Raw genomic sequence first — 18589 nt, forward strand, 5'->3', positions numbered from 1 at the left:
TCCTAACTGGATCGAAAGACCTGCCGAAGGTTGGCACGATAGTCGGTCGGTGTCTTGCCTAGATGCTTGCGGAACAGCTTCGCGAGCCGACCACCGCTCCCGATGCCGCAGCGTCGCGCGATCTTATCGACCGGCAACGTGGTCTCCGCCAATAACCGGCAAGACATGTCGAGCCGGACATAAAGCAGGTAGTCGGAAGGCGTCACGCCGAGCTCTGCCTTGAAGCGCCGCAGAAAATTGCGCTCGCTCATCGCGGCGACCACCGCTGCTTCGTCAATACCCACCTGACGATGGCCGTTCTCCTCGAGCCAACGTGCCGATGCCCGGATTTTTTCGCTAACGCCGTGCGTCGCATTCCGGCGCACGATATCGGTGAACTGGGTCGCGGCGGGAGGCGACACGACATCCGTGATATGGCGGACTGCCTGCGGCCCCAGCTCATCGTGGATCAACGTCAGAGCCGAACGCAGCGGACTTGACACGCTGCCGCGAGTCATATCCCACGCGTCCCGCTCTCCAGCGGCGCGATAGGTTGTTTTTTCGCCTGCCGACTCGGCCTCGAAATAACGCCGGTAGCCCGCGGCTTCAAGCAGCAACCGTCCTTCACCAACCGGATATACGTTCTCGGTCATGGGGCACGTGCGGCGCAGCCACGCGAGCAGTTCTTCGTCCCGCAATGCATGATTGACATCCGCCCCTCCCGCGATAAAGAGCGCATGAAAACGGTCCGGATGCCGTCGTGTCTCGATGCTTTCCGTCCAGACGAAGACCGATGACGAACTTGCGATACGGCCGCCGATTGTCGATAGCAGACAAACGTTAAAGCGTGCCGAACTGCTCTCACCCGACCTGGTGATTTCGTTCGCGCATTGGAAAGCTTCCATAATGCAAGCGATCTCAGGAAGCGCAAAGCCATCGAATAATGCGATGCCTATTGTTTTCACTGTGTCATTGCTGTGTAAGGTGCGCCGGCCATATCCGCTGCGGCAATTTAGAGGCACGAACACCGCGATGCTCGCCAACCACGCCGTCCTTCAAACGAGCCCATGTTACGAAACACTCCGTTCGAAACGACCGGGCTGGCCGAATCAGGCCACATCTTGACCGTTCGCGGACATGGATCTTAAATTAGGTATCCGATACATATTCAATGCAAGTAAGGCTTGATAAGACTTGCGGGTTTCTTGACTTTTAGCAGCTACCATGAACGTCGCTCAGACCAAGGTCCGTGTGCTCCGTCCTCACCGTCAATGCCCGGGGTGCTTTAAAGAGAACACCCCGCGGCCCCACATCCTGTCACGGTGCCATATTCAATCAGCCTTGACGGGCGTACCGGTAGCCATAGCCGTAGTCATAGCGCGTCGCGTGGAAGCCGTTGAACACCTGCCCCGCGACCTTGATGCCAAATTGATTGAAACGATTCATGGTTTCAATCAACTGGTGCCGGCTCGTCACTTCGGCTCGCGAGACCACGAAGACGGCGCTGCAGACCTGCGAGACAGTCACCGCGTCGCTAACCGGCAGAACCGGAGGCGAGTCGACAATCACATAGTCGTAGTGGGCTTCCGCGTCCTTTAGCAACGCTGCGAACGCAGGCCTCTCCAGCAACTCACCTGGATTCGGCGGCAAATTGCCACCGGCAGGTAAAAATTCAAGCCCGTCGAATCCAGTCTTGATGACTGCCTTGTCGAGTGCCGTGTTATCAGCAAGGACGTTCGCGAGCCCGAGATGTGCCGGTGCCAGCGAGAAATACCGTTTGAGTCCCGAACGCCGCATGTCGGCGTCGATCAGGAGCACGCGCAGCCCTTTCATCGCGAGGAGATAAGCGAAGTTCGCGGCGACGAAGGTCTTGCCGACACCCTGCGTCGGACCAGTGAACAGGATCGAGCCGCCTTCCTTGCCAAGCAAAGCGAATTTGAGTGTGGTTCTCAACGAGCGTAAGGCTTCGACGCTAGGGTCGGACGCATCCGTACCGGCCAAAAGCGCCATCACACGTTTGCCAGTCTTGCTCCTGTCTCTCGCGATCTCCAGCTCGGCAGGGCTGGACGGCACGACCGCATAGATCGGCACCTGCGCCACGCGCTCCACCTCCAGAGGATCACTCAGTGCATCTTTCATCGCTGCCAACGCCTGCACCACGACGAATGCGATCAACAATCCGCCAAGCACGCCGCCGGCGATCACGATCGGGACCTTTGGCCAGTCAGCCGACTCCGGCGGGACCGCGAAATCGATGATGGATACGTTACCCGTCGTCCCCGCCTCAGCGACCTCGAGTTGCTGCGCATTGGCCACCAGCGCCGTATAGAGCTGAGTGTCCACCGCTACGTCACGCGCAAGGCGCAGGTAGTCCTGCTGTGTCGAAGGGAGTGCCTGTACCTCCTTGTCGATCCCGTGCAGCGCCTGGTCGAGCGCCGCATCCTGCGCCTGCAGGGTCTGCACGGCCGGGTGCCCGGCTCGGAACTGCTCGCGCGTCGCCTGCAGATTCAGATCGACTAGCGTCTTCTGTTTCGTCAGATCCACGGCGCGCGTGAGCAGCGCCTCTGTTTGTGCTTCCACATCGATCGTTTTCGTGCGGATGCGATACGCGTTCAAGCGGTCTTCGGACTGCTCGAGCTCCTGGCGAAACGCGGGCAGCTTGCGACTGAGGAATTGCAGGCTCAGGCGCGATTGTTCGGCGCGATGGCGAATGTTCAGCGCCACATAGGCGCGTGCAACCTCGTTGGTAAAGCTGGCGGCCAGTTCCGGGTCCGTATTTTTAAAAGACAGTGCGATCATCGACGAATCCTTTGTCGTCTCCTCGACTTTCAGGCGCTTGCTGATCCCCTCAATCGTGTCTTGCAACGACGCTTCGACGAGCTTGAACGATGTGCCCGGACGTCCGCGCAGCATACGCACCTCAATCGAACCTTTGCCCGGGCCGTAGTCCGTCTGCACAGTAAAGTCCACGCGCTGGCCAACGCCTCCCGACGCCACCGTCATGTCGTCGCGATCGACGAGTGTCCAGCGATTGCCGGGCTGCACGTGCAGTCGGAATTTCTCGCCAAAGAGTGCTCTGGGTACGTCGAAGGCAGCCAACTCAAGCCGCTCACCGCCCCAGGCGAATCCCGAGAGTCCAAGCGGCGGGTCGGCGAGGCCGCCCGGCGGCGTGGCGTAGCGGCCATAGAGCCGCCCCAATACAGGAATACGGTTCGCCACGGATATCGCCGTGCGCGCCTGGGTGGCGTTGATAGCCTGCTCGAGTACAGCGCGTGAAGCAACGATGTCGAGCTCGCCATCGATCGGCTTGTTGAGGCTAAGCGCACTGGCTACGTCCGACAATGCCCCGAGCGCGGAGCCTTGCTGCTCGTCCACCTGGATCAGCGCCTCGGCCTTGTACACAGGCGATGCGACCAGCACATAGAGCAGCGCCAAGGTGGCAATTCCTGCGGCTACGCCTGCAAACAGACGGGCATGGCTCTGAACGTTGTGCCAGAGAGTCAGAAGACTAATGTCTTCTTCGGCACCGGCTGACGCCAGGTTAGGGATCGGCATCTTATGCAACGTCGATTCTGACTTCATGTTGAGTGTCGCCTTCATAGGGCAGGATGCATATTGAGTGTGGGCAACCAGCTGTCTGCGCTGCGCTCGATCAGCGCCAGCGACGCCTCGAACAGGGCCTGGTCACCGCCAACCGGGTCGTCGATTTCCCTTCCAAGCCAGTGCCCCAGCGTCCATACCTTGCCGGTTGCGAACGGATAGCGTCTGAGCACTTCCCCGCGTTGGGCCATCTCCATGACGAGGACAAGGTCCGCCCAATGCAACATCGGCATCGTCAGGCGCATCGCCGACGAGTCGGCTGGGACCGCATAGCCCTTCGCGACGAGCAGGTTGTGCACGATCGGCGGAACCGGCACCCCGCTCAACGCCTCGAGACCCGCTGACAACACGGAGACGTTCGCCGCGTCGGACAGGACATGCCGAAACACGCATTCGGCGATACGGCTGCGAAACACGTTCGCACGGCAGATCAGCAGCAAATTCAAAGTTAGCTCCGTGTGTCGATAAAAGTCATCGCGCGCCTTATTTGAATGCCGAGGCGCCGAGGTACAGGGAGCTAGCGAACGGTAAGATCTGCGAGACCACGCGATAGAAACGGGTCACGTGCGCCGCGTCGACGAAGACCACATCACGGGGTTGCAACGGAAACTGATCCGCCAGCACCAGCATGCCCGGCGAAGTCGCATCGAGTTGAAACACGTCGACAGTGCGATTAGGCCCCTGGCGGAATACGTAGACCTGCGATGCATTCGCCGACAACGGATTGAGGCCACCTGCATCGGCTATCGCTTCTGACAGGCTGAACGGACCCACCGGCATCACCTGCGATACGGGCTTGGTCACTTCCCCGAGTACAAACACTTTCTTCAGACGGCGCTCCGGCACGTTGATCACGTCGCCGTCCTTGAGCAGCACATTCTGCGAGAGGTCGCCGTTATAGAAAAACGCGTACAGGTCGAGCGGGAACACTTGACCACCCCGATTGAGCGTCGCCGCCGCCAGGTCCGCACCTTCGCTATAGCCACCCGCCCCGGAAATGACATCCGCCACCGTTTCCGGCGTATCGGTCACGGCAAGCGAGCCCGGCGCCTTGACCGCGCCCGACACGTAGACCTTCTGGCTGCGATAGGACGAGATCGTGACGTCGAGTTGCGGATCCTTCACGAACTTGTTGAGGCGATTCGTGAGATCGATGCGAATCGCGTCCGTCGTCTGGCCGGCCACCTTCACCTTGCCGACATATGGAAAGTAGATCGAACCATCGGGCTGCACGACGCGTCCCACGGGGTCCAGGTTGCCGCCCGCAGTAGCCGAAGGCACGCTGCTGCTCTCCGTCCCGCCGATCGAAACGATCGACGTGGTCAATGCGGAGAACCCAGGATTATTCAGTTCTGGCCGATCCCATACGATCACACGCAGCGTATCGCCATTGCGCACCCGGTAGGCCGAAGCAACGCTCGGAGGCAGGCGTGACGATACCTGTTCGGCAGAACCCGGCCGCGACGACAGGTGCGCGACCAGGTCGCCGTTTACCGGATGCAGACGAAACGTAATGCCGTCCTGGACCAGTTCCGTCGGCTGCGGTTCACCGCCGGTCTGCGCGCGCGTGTCCTGCGAGGGCGGCACCCCCATATAGGGACCAGGGGCCAACACACACCCGCTGAGCGCAGTCAGTAACGCCAGTGACAAACCGCGCACGACCATGGCCTGTTGCGGCAGGCGAACTCTGAAGGGTCCGTGAATGAAGAGGTCTTTAATCAATTGTCGATCCTTGACTGCTTGAGCCGTTGCAATGACGGCCGGTGAGCGCACCACGAGTCCCGATGCCAGGCGCGCGCCCGTCCGGCATCGGCGTGCGTCAATAAATTTCCGCTGAGCTGAAACTGGCACCCGCGGCGTCCTTCGCTGCGATCAACGGCAACCCGTCGATGCCCCAGTCGATGCCGATATCCGGGTCGTTCCACAGCAGCGTGCGTTCGTGCTCGGGGAACCAGAAGTCGGTTGCCTTATAGAGAAACTCGGCAACATCGGACAACACCACGAAGCCATGCGCGAAACCCGGCGGAATCCATAGCTGATGGCCATTCGCAGCCGACAGACGTGCACCGACCCAGCGGCCGAACGTAGGCGACCAGCGGCGCAGATCGACGGCGACATCGAACACCTCGCCCACCACGACACGCACCAGCTTGCCTTGCGGACGTTCGATCTGGTAGTGCAGTCCGCGCAGCACATGACGTGTCGACACCGAGTGGTTGTCCTGCACGAACCGGAAGCCACGCGCAACCTTCTCTTCGAACTCGTTCTGGTTGAAGCTCTCGAAGAACGCGCCGCGGGCGTCGCTGAAAATTTTTGGCTCAATCAGCTTCACGTCGTGAATGGCCGTATGTTTTACATTAATAGTCATGGCGCGACAGCATGCAGAAGGGAAGACAGGTAACGGCCGTAGTCAGTCTTGCGAAGCGGTTCGGCCAATATGTCGAGTTGCTCCGCATTGATCCAGCGGTTGCGGAACGCCACCTCTTCCGGACTCGAAACGAGTAGCGCTTGCCGCTGCTGCACGGTTGAAATGAAGGTTGCGGCCTCGATCAGCGATTGATGCGTGCCTGTATCGAACCAGGCAAACCCGCGGCCGAGCTTTTCCAGATGCAGGTCGTCACGCTCGAGATAGCGACGATTGACGTCGGTGATCTCAAGTTCGCCGCGCACGGACGGAGCGATATCGGCGGCGATATCGCACACGTCGTTGTCATAGAAGTACAGGCCGGTCACCGCATAGTTCGAGCGCGGTTTGATCGGTTTCTCCTCGATCGAGACAACCTTGCCCTGAGCGTCGAACTCCACTACGCCGTAGCGCTGCGGATCATGCACGTGATACCCGAACACCGTCGCGCCCACTGTACGAGCATCCGCTTCGCGCAGGTGCGTGCCAAGATCCGCGCCATAGAAGATGTTGTCTCCGAGAACCAGGGCAGAAGGCTTGTTGCCGATGAAATCGCGGCCGAGCAGGAACGCTTGTGCAAGGCCGTCCGGCGAAGGCTGGACCGCGTAGCTGATACTCATGCCCCACTGGCTTCCGTCACCCAGCATAGAAGTGAAGCGCGGCGTGTCGTCAGGTGTCGAGATAAGGAGGATCTCGCTGATGCCCGCCATCATCAAGGTCGATAGCGCGTAGTAGATCATCGGCTTGTCGTACACCGGCAGGAGCTGCTTCGAGATCACGCGCGTGATCGGGTAAAGACGGGTGCCGGACCCGCCCGCCAGAATGATGCCCTTCCGTGTCGATCTCATCGCTCAGGTTCCTGTCAGTTCATTGGAAAGGAATGCCCGGCGATAAGCGCCGGAGTGAATGGCGTCCGTCCACGCCTCGTTGTCGACGTACCATTGCACGGTCCGTGCAAGACCGCTGTCGAAAGTCTGGCTCGGCTTCCAGTCGAGTTCCCTCTCGATCTTGCTCGCGTCGATTGCGTACCGACGGTCGTGACCTTTGCGATCAGCCACGTAAGCGATCTGATCGCGATAGCTGCCGTTTCGGCGCGGACGCACTTCATCGAGCAGGGAGCAGATGCGGTTCACCACATCGACGTTGGTGTGTTCGTTGCGCCCGCCGATGTTGTACGTCTCGCCGGGCCGCCCCTTTGCCAGTACTGTGCGGATCGCATCGCAGTGGTCGCCAGCGTAGAGCCAGTCGCGCACATTGCGCCCGTCGCCGTATACCGGCATCGGCTGACCATGCAGCGCGCGCTGGATCATCAGTGGAATGAGCTTCTCGGGAAACTGGTAAGGACCGTAGTTGTTCGAACAGTTCGTTGTCAGCGTTGGCAGACCGTAGGTGTGGTGATAGGCACGCACCAGATGATCGGAGGAGGCCTTCGAAGCTGCGTACGGGCTATTCGGCGCATAAGGCGTCATTTCTGAAAACGGATGATCGTCTGGCTCGAGGGAGCCGTACACTTCATCGGTGGACACGTGCAGAAACCGGAATGCGCTCTGCTGCGGCAGCGGCAACGTGCCCCAATAGGCGCGCGCAGCATCCAGCAACGTCGCCGTGCCGACCACGTTGGTTTCGATGAACTCGTGCGGCTGATCGATCGAGCGGTCTACGTGGCTCTCCGCAGCAAAATGCACGACGGCACGCGGCTGGTAGCGCCTGAAAAGCGTGTCCAGCGATTCGCGGTCGACGATATCCACGTGCGCAAATGTGTGCCGGGCGTCACCTTGCAACTCATGCAATGTCGTGTAGTTACCCGCGTAAGTGAGCTTATCGACGTTGAGGACGGGTTCGGCATTGCAGGCCAGCCAGTCGATGACGAAATTCGCTCCGATGAAACCGGCCCCGCCAGTCACAAGGATCATGTTGAGCCCTCGTTATATTGTTGGAAATATCTCGACCACCTGGTCCTAATCCGCCACGCTCATTGAATCAAATGCAACCGTGACGCACCGCACGAATTTCACGGCTGGAGGATGGCTATGTTAGGAGTGGCGAAGTAGCCGATTCGGCCAATTCGTTGGCGCATTCCGACATCGTCGGCAAACGAGTCTGCATGCCTTAATAACGTCGGTGCGAAATCTGCGGGCGATGCGGGTCCACCGGTTAGTTTGGCGGAATCGATAACAACAGTGACCGAATTCGCCACGCTCTTTGCCCTACCCTAACGTCTGGGTAGCTTTTGTTCAGCGCAACATCGGTGCGCGAATCAACGACGGAATCAAGCGATATGCCAGTCGGTCAACTTTTCATTTTGGGCACGCGAGGGATCCCTGCGCGCCACGGTGGTTTCGAGACGTTTGCGGAGAGACTTGCGCTTTATCTCACCCAACGCGACTGGAAAGTCACGGTGTATTGCCAGGGCGAGACCGGTGAAACGGAGACCGTCGAAGACACGTGGCGTGGCGTACACCGGATCACCATTCCCGTCGCGCGCGACGGTGCTCTGGGTACGATGGAGTTCGACTGGAAGTCGGTGCGCGACACGGTTGCGCGCAAGCCTGCGCTGGTCCTGACGCTCGGCTACAACACGGCTGTTTTCTGCACGTATTTGCGCTGGCACGGCATTACGAATCTGATCAACATGGACGGACTCGAGTGGCGTCGCGAGAAGTGGAAGTTCCATGAGCGCGTGTGGCTCTGGCTCAACGAGCGAGTTGGTTGCTGGACGGGCAATCACCTGATCGCCGATCACCCGGAGATCGCATCACACCTCGCCACACGCGTCAATCGCCGCAAGATCACAACGATTCCTTACGGGGCGGACCCCGTCGGCGCCGCAAGCCTCGAGCCGCTCAAGGAGCTTGGAATCGAGGACACGTTCTATGGGCTCGTGATCGCACGCCCGGAGCCGGAGAATTCGGTGCTGGAGATTGTGACCGCATTCTCGCGCCGGCCGCGCGGCGCGAAGCTCGTCGTGCTGGGCAAATACGACGCCGAGGCTCACACATACCACCGCGAAGTGATCGAGGCGGCAAGCGACGAAGTCGTTTTTCCCGGCGCCATCTACGATCAATCGGCCGTGCGTGCACTACGACGCCATGCACATTTCTATCTGCATGGTCATCGAGTGGGTGGCACCAACCCGTCACTCGTCGAAGCACTCGGTGCTGGCAGCGCAGTGATCGCGCACGACAATGTGTTCAATCGATGGGTAGCGGGACCGGAGGCGCGATTCTTCGCGACGGAAGTCGACTGCGATATGCACATCTCGGCGCTGCTCGGCGATCCTGCTACCGCGCGAGCCATGGGCGATGCGAGCCTTCAACGCTTCGAGAGCGCGTTTCGCTGGGACAGCGTGCTAGCGCAGTATGAGGCGTTGCTGCATCGTCATACGGGCGGGGGCAAACGCAATGTGGTGCCCGCTTCACGTCCGGCACATCGTGTCCCGGATCGCAAACCAGCAATCGACACGCTCGCTCGAATTCCCAATGCAGGTTCGGGAGTCGCGAATGCGGTACGTGTGGAGCATCTTGGGAGCGAGGTGGAATAGACGTGTGGCGTCATTCACTCTCGAAAGACCTGAGAGTACGCACTCGGCAGCATCGCTCTTTGAATGCTTTGTCTATACTTAATGTCCCATCAAACCAAGGCTCATCGCTCTTCATGTCTCGACGTTTTCTTACCAGTGCCGGCAAGAAAATCTCTGTTACGGCAATCGCGTCGATTCTCTGCTGCTGCGAATCTCAAGGTTCCGACGTCTTGCGATACGAGCCGGTCAGCATCGCGGGGACATCACCGGGTCTCGTGCTTGATGCGAAACAGCAGCGCGCGCCGCTCGGAAGTGCAGATCGCGTTGTCATACGCAACGGTCATTTCTTCACAGTCGGCACACCGGGCACGCCAGGCAGTAGCAGGCGCGTGCGATTTTTCGGTGTATCGCTAGCGCTCGCGGCGAATTTTCCTTCTGAAAATGACGGCGAAGTACTCGCACAACGTCTCGCAGCGCTCGGCGTCAATATCGTCAGGCTCCATGCAATCGATCAACCCGCACAAAATTCTGCCGACGGCCCCGTCGGCATGTTACGAGATGCTGCGAGTCCGCAACTCGATCCGCAAGCCGTCGCCGTGCTATCGAGATTCATTACCCAGCTGGGACGCCATGGCATCTACGTTGATCTGAATCTTCACGCGAATCACACCTTTCCGGTCAAACAGACCGGCGATCGCATTCCTCCGCAAAGCAAGCCCTTGTCCATTATCGACGCGGATATGATGGTCTGGCAGGCAACTTATACAAAGAACCTGCTTTCGGCACTTCAACTGCGCGACCGCCCAAACCTTGCGATGGTCGAGATCAACAATGAAGCCAGTCTTGTTGATACATGGCAGGAAGGGAACCTGGCTTCACTTGTTACTGGCGGGTTCCTCGATGCATTGCGTGAGAAATGGCTTGTCTATCGCAAAAATCGGCAGTTGAATGCCACGCCTCTACCGCTTGAGCGCTCGGGGTTATCTACTGACGATGCGCGCGTTGCCGCCAGCTTCTTCATTGACCTGGACGCAAGCTACATCAGGCGAATGGTTGGCACAGTCAGGGACGAGCTTGGCGACGACGTACCGATATCCGGCACTCAAATCATTCATTCCGGGCGCTGGAATCATGGAGGCTTTGCGAACTTCGACGTAAATAGCGCCGCGAGCTTCACGGACGCACATTTCTACGTCGACCACTATCTTTTCCCGCATCGGCAATGGGACTGGACTGACTGGCGCATTTCGAATGGCTGGTTAGGTGACGCCCCTGAACAGACCTTGCTCAACACCGCCTTTGCGCGCGCTGCTGGTCGCCCATTTGTGATCAGCGAGTTCAATCAGGCGTGGCCAAACCAGCAGGCCTCCGACCTGCTTCCGGTTGTGACGCAGTTTGCCGTCGCGCAAGATTGGGATGGACTGATCCTTTACGATTACGCGCACGATCGCGAATGGAACGCCTTTACGCCTTCCGATTTCAGCTTGCGTGGGGATCTCACAAAACTCGCTCAATTCGCGCAATGCGCGGCTTACTTTCGTGCCCTGTATCCCGGCACTGCGTTAGCGCAGTCATTTATTGCCCTCTCACCCGACGATCGTGCGGTGGCCGATGGTAAGGGCATAACGGGCAACCTCGCATCTTATCTCTCGAAGCACTTCGGCATTCCTCCAAGTGTCGCAATGACGCGCCAGATTGCGCTCGAAAATGCACCCAACTTCGGTGTGCGCTCGGCCGCTACCATGGAGACGTCGTCTTATTTCTCCTATGACAAGGCAGCGCGTCAATTCATATTCGGATCCGCGTACGCTGCCGGAATCTCTGGCTTTATTCCGGTCGGTCATCGCGTGGCCTCCTCATTGCTCGAATTGACGCTAGCTCCGGGAAGCCGTGGATTTGCAACGGCATTCCTCACTAGTCTGGATGGCAAGCCGCTCTCCACCTCGCACCGCCTGCTGCTTTCAATACCCGGGTTCACCATGGGGACTGACAACCGTGAAACGCAGCAACTCGCAGCAGCCGACTTGCGGGGACAATGGCGAACAATACTGCCCAGAGAAGGCGATCAGCCTTCCGCCAGTCTTTACAAGGTCGCAGGGCCCGCACAGATGGAACGCATTCCTGCCACCGTCGCCCTTCAGCTTTCGACCGCCCGAGCTTCCGTATTCGCTCTTGACATCCAGGGACGCAGGGTTCAGCCTGTCACGTCCAAAACCGATGGTCAGCGCATCACTTTCGACATCAATCGCGAAGGACAGCCTTGGGCAGCAAACTACGAGATCACGTTAGAGCGGTAGTCCTTTCGAATGGAGATGTGCGTGATTACCGACGCGGCCGATGATCGACCACACCGGGGGACAACGTACACGTTGCGCGCAACACCACGACAGCGACCGGCGCTATGTCAGAAAGTGCCGGCCTTTCCTTACGCCCTTAAACCGTAGCCAATTACCGGCTCACGAGTTGTGGCAACGGCTTCGTGATGTAAATCGTCATATAGCTCCCTGCCTGCGTGCCGAGTGTAGCAGCCAGTACCGCTACCAATGCGGTCAAAGGACTGGCCAACAGCCAGAAATGCGTTTCCGTCACACCAAATAAAAGGCAGCTGATCAGCGTCACGCTGAAGAATCCGCGGCAACGTTGATTAACGCTGGCCATGCGCCGCATGCCGAGCATAGCGATGACGAAGATCAGAAACCCGACATAGCCTTCGCCATATATCAGGTTGATGTAGAGACCATCAATTCCGGCGCCCCGCGTGGTGGTATCGGCAAGGAGATTGGCGCCTGGCGGCATCAAGCCGACTCCCAGGATCAGATCTTTCGCCGAGAACAGAACGTCCGCGGCGAAAGAGAGGCGACCGCTAAACAATGCATCGACCGCTTGACGACCCAGATCGGAATAGATGGCGTAGGTACACCCGCAAACGGCAATTATTGTGCAAAGCTTGAGGGCACCCTTGACGGCACCTGATTCGCGGTTAACGTCGTCTTTCAAATAGGTCAGCGCAAAGACATTGGACAGCGCGAGTACAGTCGTGACAACCGCCACGGCCAACGTAGTGCGAGAGTTGGTCATAGCGAGCGCGACGAGGCTGAACACGACGCAGAACACATCGAACCACCTGAAGCCACGCTTCACCCCTGTGCCGAACATGACAATAGTAAGCATATAGATCGCAAGCGGGTACATCGCAGCAATGTTCGGATGCGCGAACGCCCAACTGGCTCCTTTATCCCAGCCAGCCATGTCCGTTCGGGGGGGAATGAATGGGTGAGCGACCATAGAAAGTGCGAGCGCAAATACCATAACGCGGCGAAAGTCGATGAGCCACGATCGCACGGAGAAAATGCGCGGCGCAATGGCGAGGCAACAGGTGTAAGTGATCAAAAAATCCACAAAGAAGAGCGTGGCTGTACCGATCTGACCTGGCGCTCTCATCAATTCGACAAATTTCCAACCGAACACGAGCAAGAACGGTCCCATCAAGCCTCTCGACGGGATGACGAATCTCCTGCGCTGAAGATCTCGCATGAACATACGAAAAATCAGCACTGCCGCTATACCCCAGAATCCGATGCGGGAATTCTCCACATGGAGATCGGAGTACTGATAGGCAGGCACAAGCAGCCAGATACAGAACAGGATCTTGTCGAACAGATAAACCTTCTCCCCTGTCGCGCTAAGTTCTTTCTTCGTCTGATTCTTCATGTTCACCTAACCACCCATTATCTTCAACCGCCGACAGGTCGAACTCATGACCCAGGCCCCACCGATTGCCACTCCGAACAACACGGAGAACGTGGCGCTCGCCGCCATAAACCCCCAAAAATTGCCGTCGAAATGCCACGAGGAAGAAACGCGTCTGGACAAAATAGACGCAGCGATGGCGAGTACCGACACCGTAGCCAGCCGGTCGAGGCGGATCCGCCACTTCACGATCTTCCGGCCGCGCACAGTGCTTAACAGGCAATAGAGCGCGCCCGAAGCCAACGCCGCCGCGCCTGCTCCGATACCGCCCAGACGCGGGGTAAGCACCGCGCTAAGAAGACCGTTCACCAGCAGCACGATCGCGGCAAAGACACACATCGTGACCTTCATCTCCTTGAACTCGAGCGGCTTGTGGAAAAACGGTCCAAGCGAAAAACTGAAGGCGGACGCCGTCAATAGAGGAAGCAGCGTGGATGCGCCGCTAAATTTCGCGCCCAGGAACAGTCGCGTAGCCGGCTCCGCAACCGCATTGACAACCGCGACCAGCGCAACGCCCGCGCACAACAGATAGGTCAAGAGATCGCCCAGCAGACGCGAAGCCGCGCGCTCGTTCTTCATGTTCCAGGTCGCCATGAGCTGTGGCCACGTTGCCGCGAGGATCGGCGCCATCACCAGGCTGACCGAACCGACCACCAGCGTAGACGCCGCACCGTAGAGACCGGCTTGCGCCGGGCCCACCAATGCGCGTACCAGCAACCGGTCGCAATACATGGCCAGATTCATGAAGATGAACCAGAGTGTCATCGCGCCGCCATAGACACGCAGCTTGTGCAAGATGAGTCGCGTACGCGGTGATCCGAGCTTGCTTAGCACGCTAGCGTCGAAAAAGCGGGCTCGCCATGCGCCAAATGCAATGCCGATCAGTTGCGCCGTAGCTCCGGCATACAGTAATCCGTCGACGTTCTGCTGCGATGCGCGGCACACCAACACGGAAAAGCCGATTTTCAGACCGCCTGAGCAAGACTGCTGGACCGAATAAGGCCAGGCTCGCTGTTCAGACTGCAGCGAGGTTCCCACCAACGTGAAGAGGGTTTGCGCCGCAATGCCGAACAGACAGGCAAGCCAGAGGCCGACGCCTTGCCTGCTATCGAACAGAAGGAATAGCGCGACCAACGCATAGAGAACTAGAAGCACCAATGTGATACCACCCGCACCCAGCAATACCGCGGCCTTGGTGTAGTTCGACGCGACCGCCGACGAGCCGGCCAGATAGCGCCCGGTTGCCTGCTGCAGCCACTGTCCCACAATCGAGCTCGCCAGAACGATCACCGTGACCGCCACCGAGTATGTCCCGTACTCGGACGGCGCAAGTCGATGCGTCAACAGCGAAATCAACACGATGTTAAGTCCCGCGTTGCTGGCAATGCCAAGCGCGTAGGGCACATAGGTTGACCAGACTTTGTGCAGGCGAGGACTCCGCGAGACGCGGCTCAGCATCGCATTTCCGCAACGGGCCTGTCTTCTAAAGCAGCGACGAGCTTCGAGACCGACGCCTGCAAGGTAAACTCCTTCGCCATCTCGACCGAGCGCACGGCAAAGATCGTGCACCGCTCAGCGTCGGCGAGCAAGGACATCAGCGCCTGACCCAACGCGTCTGGTGACTTAGGCGCGACCACGAGGCCGTTCTCCTCATTCACGACGAAATCTCGCGTGCCGCCGTTGTCCGATGTGACGATTGCACAACCGCATGCCATTGCCTCCAGCACCGGAAGCCCCCATCCTTCCGTCCAGCTTGGACACATATAAATCGACGACGCGTTATAAATCTCCTCGCGCAGCACGCGCTTTGCCGGATTCTGGACGTACTTTATCCAGCTGGGCAACGCGTCCGGTCGGGGCGAAATACCAAACAAAATCGCTTCCATGTCGGGAAACTTGCGCTTCGCGAGAGCAAGTGCCGCAAGGCCGTCGGCAGCCCCTTTCCAGATATGCGGCGAGTACAGCATGCTGACCAAGTGGCGTCGATTCGCGATCGGCGCAGTCGGAAAGAACTCGTCATGGTCGACGGGATTGGGAACCTGATAAGCGTCGTCGCCGGACAGATCTTTCACGACGTCCCTGAGCCACCCGGAAATGACGATCTTGTTCATGCTCGACATGAGCGTCTGGTTGACCCGCCGCTCGGGCCCCGACCACGTCTCATGGTGCTGAATGAAATAGAACTTGGCGCCCTTGCTTGCAGGGTAGTTCTCGACATACTCTGCGGTACGCCAGAGCGAAGCAACGACCACATCCGCGTGTGGGATGTATCGGGGGAACAGCGCGGGCACGACGCGGATCTTCACCGCTGGATCAATAGTCATCCACGATACGATCGATGCGCTCCGCCCCATCCACCCTCTCAGCAGCCTCGCACAGTCGGCCGCAAGCGAGAGCAACATGAGGAACGGGTTCTTGCGCAGGTTCCAGAGAAAGAGCGTCTCAGGATGCAGGACTTCAACCGAATGACCAGCATTCGCCATGGCATTTGCATACTGATACACGATCTTGCCGCCACCAGTCGGATGCCGTGTGAGCTTCGGAAGAATAAACGTAATTTTCATCGATTTACGACTATCGTCTTTAGCGTGTTCTGCGCTGAAATACAGCAGCCAGGCCCGACCGCCTTGCGTTATCGGGCAATGGCTGCACCGTGTCGGCAACCGAGCGCATGTATGTCTGGACAGTGAATGCGCCGAGATACTTCTGCTGCGCGGCTTCCGCCATCTCGGCAAACGCCTCATGCGTTGTCGCCAGCGCCCGTTCCACCACTCTTATAAAATCCGTCATATCGCCAGGTACGAACAGAAAACCGTCGACACCGTCGGTCACGATCTCCTGCAAGCCGCCAGCGGCCGCGGCGATCACCGGCCGCCCCGACGCGAAACTTTCGATCGCCACCCGTCCGAAAGGTTCGGGCAGAACCGAAGGCACCACGACGAAGTCGGCCCAAGCGAAATGCGCAGCGGGATCGCTCGTAAAGCCTTCGATTTCCACTGTCTGCGCGCACTTTTTCGCGGTCTCATGAAGCGTATCCAGCAAGGCCTCGTACCCCGGGAAGACATCCCCCACAATGCGCACCTGCACCGGCAACCGTCGCCCAAGCGTGGACAGCGCATCGAGTACGAATTGCTGTCCTTTCCATGGATTGATACGGCCGATGATCGCGAGCCTCAGCGTACGGTTCTGCATCGCGTCGATACGGGCAACAGGGCCGGCGACGTCGACCCCGTTGTGGATCACGACACCCGGCAACGCGAATGCCTCCGCCGTCGCACGCGAGTTATAGATTAGCGAGGCACGCGAGACCTTCAGCAAGGTCCTGAAACATCCAAGGGCGAACGAGGACGGAATCTCCCGCACATGCACGTAGGTGCCCGCACGCTGTCCGCGCAGCGCCGCTATCGCGGCCACGCACACAACCGTATTCACATAGCAGATCTGGTACGAGCGAAACATGCGCCGATAGTCCAGCCACGCCGCGATCATGCGCCGGCATGTTTGCCAGGGCCGTGCCTTTAGTTCCTTCTTGCGCAGCACACCATAGCCGTTGTAAAGAATTCGGCTCGCGTAGCGCGCGACGTGATCGACAATTGGACCCGGCTCCGGCAACACAACGTCGATCGTCGCGTGCGGATGTCGCTCGCGCAAAGCACACAGTGCTGACACGAAGCTGCGATCGGACCCATAGAGTTCCGCGCCCTGATGGACCATCACGATTGCAAGCGATGTACTCAACGAAACACCTCCGCAAGCACGTCAAAGAAATTTCCCCGCGCGCGCGCGCCGATTGACACGCTCAAGGCTTTCCACAACACATAGCAGCGGATTGCCAAGGCCTCGAACAGATTGCGGTCGAATACGCGCAACCACGACTGCCAAAGCCATATCTGGCGCTGCAGTGCCGCTCGCGGGTCGATCGTGCTGCGCAGCGCCGAATCGTGGCCGAGCACCGCCCCATGGAGATAAGCCCGCGCGCCATGCCGCCCAAGATCGCGGCAGAAGCGGGTGTCGACGCCGTAGAAGCGCAGCCGCTCGTCGAATGGCTGTGGTGCCAGTTGCGAGAGGAGGCTCCGGCTGATGCACATCCCGCTCATCATCGCGGTAAAGTCAGTCGGCAACATGGCATTCGTGGTGACACTGCGCAGTGCCTGGCCCTTGATCCATCGCAGGCGTCCGGGACTAATCAGATGCCCGTCGTGGCGGATGACGGGGACGAATACATCGGCCCCGAGTTCGGCCTTGCCGAGACTGTCCGCCAGCTTTTCAAAGAACGCCGCATCGACGCTCGAGTCCTGATCGAAGATGATCACGTGCTGGCGCGTCGATTCGTTCACCAGCACGTTGTACACCTTGGAGAGTGGTTCATTTTCCGGAGAGGCCAGATAGCGCCAACGGAACGGCAAAAAATGCGGATTCGGTGGTGTGGGGATCGCTCGCCCGTTGTCCCAGATGTGCACCTCGACATCGATGCCGAGCGCCGCGAAATCTATACGGCTCAACGTCACGAGCGTTTCGGCCGCTTCGGGATCGCGCCGGTACAGTACAACGAAGATATCAAGCTCCGCCATCGTCGCCTCCGCGCCGGCTACCCACGACACGTCCTGGAACGCCAGCGACAATGGAGTACGGCGGCACATCGCGGGTGACCACTGAACCCGCGGCGATCACACTGCCCTTACCGATCCTCACGCCGCCGAGTACCGTGACGCGCGCGCCCAGCCAGCAGTCTTCTTCAATGTAGATCGCCATGCGTGTTGTGCCCTGCTCCCGAATCGGCCGTGACAGATCCTTGAAGTTGTGATTCTCCGGATGCGCGCTGAAGTACTGACCAATGATCGTGTTCCTTCCGATAGAAACACCCCCCGAGCCACCTATACTCGAGTACTCGCCAATGCCACAACCGTCACCGATATGAATGTGGCTGCCGGGACGGGCGACGTCCGTGCCGACGATAAGCCTCGAATACGCACCGACGTTGACCCGTGTACCGAGCCGCAAGCCGTTTAGACCCAGGCCGCTAAGAATTGCACCGTCGCCAATAGTGGTGTAGCGTCCGAGTTCGATATTCCTCGCGAAACGCATCCGCACATTCCGCCCCACAAAGCACAGCTCGGTGCGTTTGGAGCGTAACGACAGCACCGTGCCTCGCAGCCCATTCCAACTCTGTTCCGCGAGATAGAGCATCAGATCAAGGCCGCCCACTTCACCGGCGATCTGCTTACCGGGCCGAACACGCATCAGTACCCGGTTGACAATCTCTTTCAACATCGCGTCGCCATACAAAATTGCGCGCCGGCAACCTGAAGTGACCAGCGCGCACGTTAGACACCTTG

General features: G+C 59.1%; 15 protein-coding genes. 2 read left to right on the top strand and 13 right to left on the bottom strand.

The window, feature by feature from the left end; translation table 11 throughout:
- Positions 1 to 2: 2 nt before the first annotated feature.
- The 7 genes from A6V37_RS11345 to rfbB all read right to left on the bottom strand — a co-directional run bounded on the left by A6V37_RS11345 (position 3) and on the right by rfbB (position 7896).
- Entirely contained in the window at positions 3 to 1022 is a 1020-nt protein-coding gene (locus A6V37_RS11345; protein ID WP_242665791.1) for a helix-turn-helix domain-containing protein, read from the bottom strand.
- A gap of 292 nt (positions 1023 to 1314) precedes the next feature.
- Positions 1315 to 3561, bottom strand: coding sequence for a polysaccharide biosynthesis tyrosine autokinase (locus tag A6V37_RS11350; protein WP_165614431.1), 2247 nt, complete (start codon positions 3559 to 3561; stop codon positions 1315 to 1317).
- Between the two features lie 14 nt (positions 3562 to 3575).
- A complete protein-coding gene (locus A6V37_RS11355) occupies positions 3576 to 4025 on the bottom strand; it encodes an arsenate reductase/protein-tyrosine-phosphatase family protein (protein WP_064267677.1) in 450 nt (149 codons plus the stop codon).
- A 37-nt stretch (positions 4026 to 4062) separates the two neighbouring features.
- Positions 4063 to 5301: a polysaccharide biosynthesis/export family protein gene (locus A6V37_RS11360; protein ID WP_131799858.1), complete on the bottom strand. Its 1239-nt coding sequence runs from the start codon at positions 5299 to 5301 to the stop codon at positions 4063 to 4065.
- 97 nt (positions 5302 to 5398) lie between these two features.
- Positions 5399 to 5947 (bottom strand): dTDP-4-dehydrorhamnose 3,5-epimerase, encoded by a 549-nt coding sequence (gene rfbC, locus A6V37_RS11365; RefSeq protein ID WP_064267681.1) that lies wholly within the window; start codon positions 5945 to 5947, stop codon positions 5399 to 5401.
- Positions 5944 to 6831 carry a glucose-1-phosphate thymidylyltransferase RfbA gene (rfbA, locus tag A6V37_RS11370; RefSeq protein ID WP_064267683.1) on the bottom strand — a complete coding sequence of 296 codons (888 nt, stop codon included), beginning with the start codon at positions 6829 to 6831 and terminating at the stop codon, positions 5944 to 5946. Before rfbA ends, rfbC begins: the two co-directional genes overlap by 4 nt.
- 3 nt (positions 6832 to 6834) lie before the next feature.
- Positions 6835 to 7896, bottom strand: coding sequence for a dTDP-glucose 4,6-dehydratase (gene rfbB / locus A6V37_RS11375; RefSeq protein WP_064267684.1), 1062 nt, complete (start codon positions 7894 to 7896; stop codon positions 6835 to 6837).
- Between the two features lie 365 nt (positions 7897 to 8261).
- On the opposite strand from rfbB, the gene A6V37_RS11380 reads away from it, so the two are divergent.
- Positions 8262 to 9524 (top strand): DUF1972 domain-containing protein, encoded by a 1263-nt coding sequence (locus tag A6V37_RS11380; RefSeq protein WP_064267686.1) that lies wholly within the window; start codon positions 8262 to 8264, stop codon positions 9522 to 9524.
- 113 nt (positions 9525 to 9637) lie between these two features.
- The gene (locus tag A6V37_RS11385; RefSeq protein WP_131799859.1) at positions 9638 to 11800 is read left to right on the top strand and encodes a hypothetical protein; all 2163 of its coding nucleotides are present in this window, start codon (positions 9638 to 9640) and stop codon (positions 11798 to 11800) included.
- A 151-nt stretch (positions 11801 to 11951) separates the two neighbouring features.
- On the opposite strand, the gene A6V37_RS11390 is transcribed toward A6V37_RS11385, so the two are convergent.
- The 6 genes from A6V37_RS11390 to A6V37_RS42785 are packed head-to-tail and all read right to left on the bottom strand — an operon-like array spanning position 11952 to position 18524.
- Positions 11952 to 13214 (bottom strand): hypothetical protein, encoded by a 1263-nt coding sequence (locus A6V37_RS11390; RefSeq protein ID WP_064267690.1) that lies wholly within the window; start codon positions 13212 to 13214, stop codon positions 11952 to 11954.
- A 6-nt stretch (positions 13215 to 13220) separates the two neighbouring features.
- Complete coding sequence (locus A6V37_RS11395; protein WP_064267692.1) at positions 13221 to 14711, bottom strand: lipopolysaccharide biosynthesis protein; 1491 nt, start codon at positions 14709 to 14711, stop codon at positions 13221 to 13223.
- Positions 14705 to 15817, bottom strand: a complete 1113-nt coding sequence (locus A6V37_RS11400) for a glycosyltransferase family 4 protein (protein WP_064267694.1) — start codon at positions 15815 to 15817, stop codon at positions 14705 to 14707. The genes A6V37_RS11395 and A6V37_RS11400 overlap by 7 nt, the downstream gene beginning before the upstream one ends.
- A 19-nt stretch (positions 15818 to 15836) precedes the next feature.
- The gene (locus A6V37_RS11405) at positions 15837 to 16991 is read right to left on the bottom strand and encodes a glycosyltransferase (protein ID WP_131799860.1); all 1155 of its coding nucleotides are present in this window, start codon (positions 16989 to 16991) and stop codon (positions 15837 to 15839) included.
- Positions 16988 to 17824 (bottom strand): glycosyltransferase family protein, encoded by an 837-nt coding sequence (locus A6V37_RS11410; RefSeq protein ID WP_064267698.1) that lies wholly within the window; start codon positions 17822 to 17824, stop codon positions 16988 to 16990. Before A6V37_RS11410 ends, A6V37_RS11405 begins: the two co-directional genes overlap by 4 nt.
- Positions 17811 to 18524 (bottom strand): acyltransferase, encoded by a 714-nt coding sequence (locus tag A6V37_RS42785; RefSeq protein WP_131799861.1) that lies wholly within the window; start codon positions 18522 to 18524, stop codon positions 17811 to 17813. The genes A6V37_RS11410 and A6V37_RS42785 overlap by 14 nt, the downstream gene beginning before the upstream one ends.
- Between the last annotated feature and the right edge of the window lie 65 nt (positions 18525 to 18589).

The organism is Paraburkholderia ginsengiterrae, from assembly GCF_001645125.1.
GTDB classification, from domain to species: Bacteria; Pseudomonadota; Gammaproteobacteria; order Burkholderiales; family Burkholderiaceae; genus Paraburkholderia; species Paraburkholderia ginsengiterrae.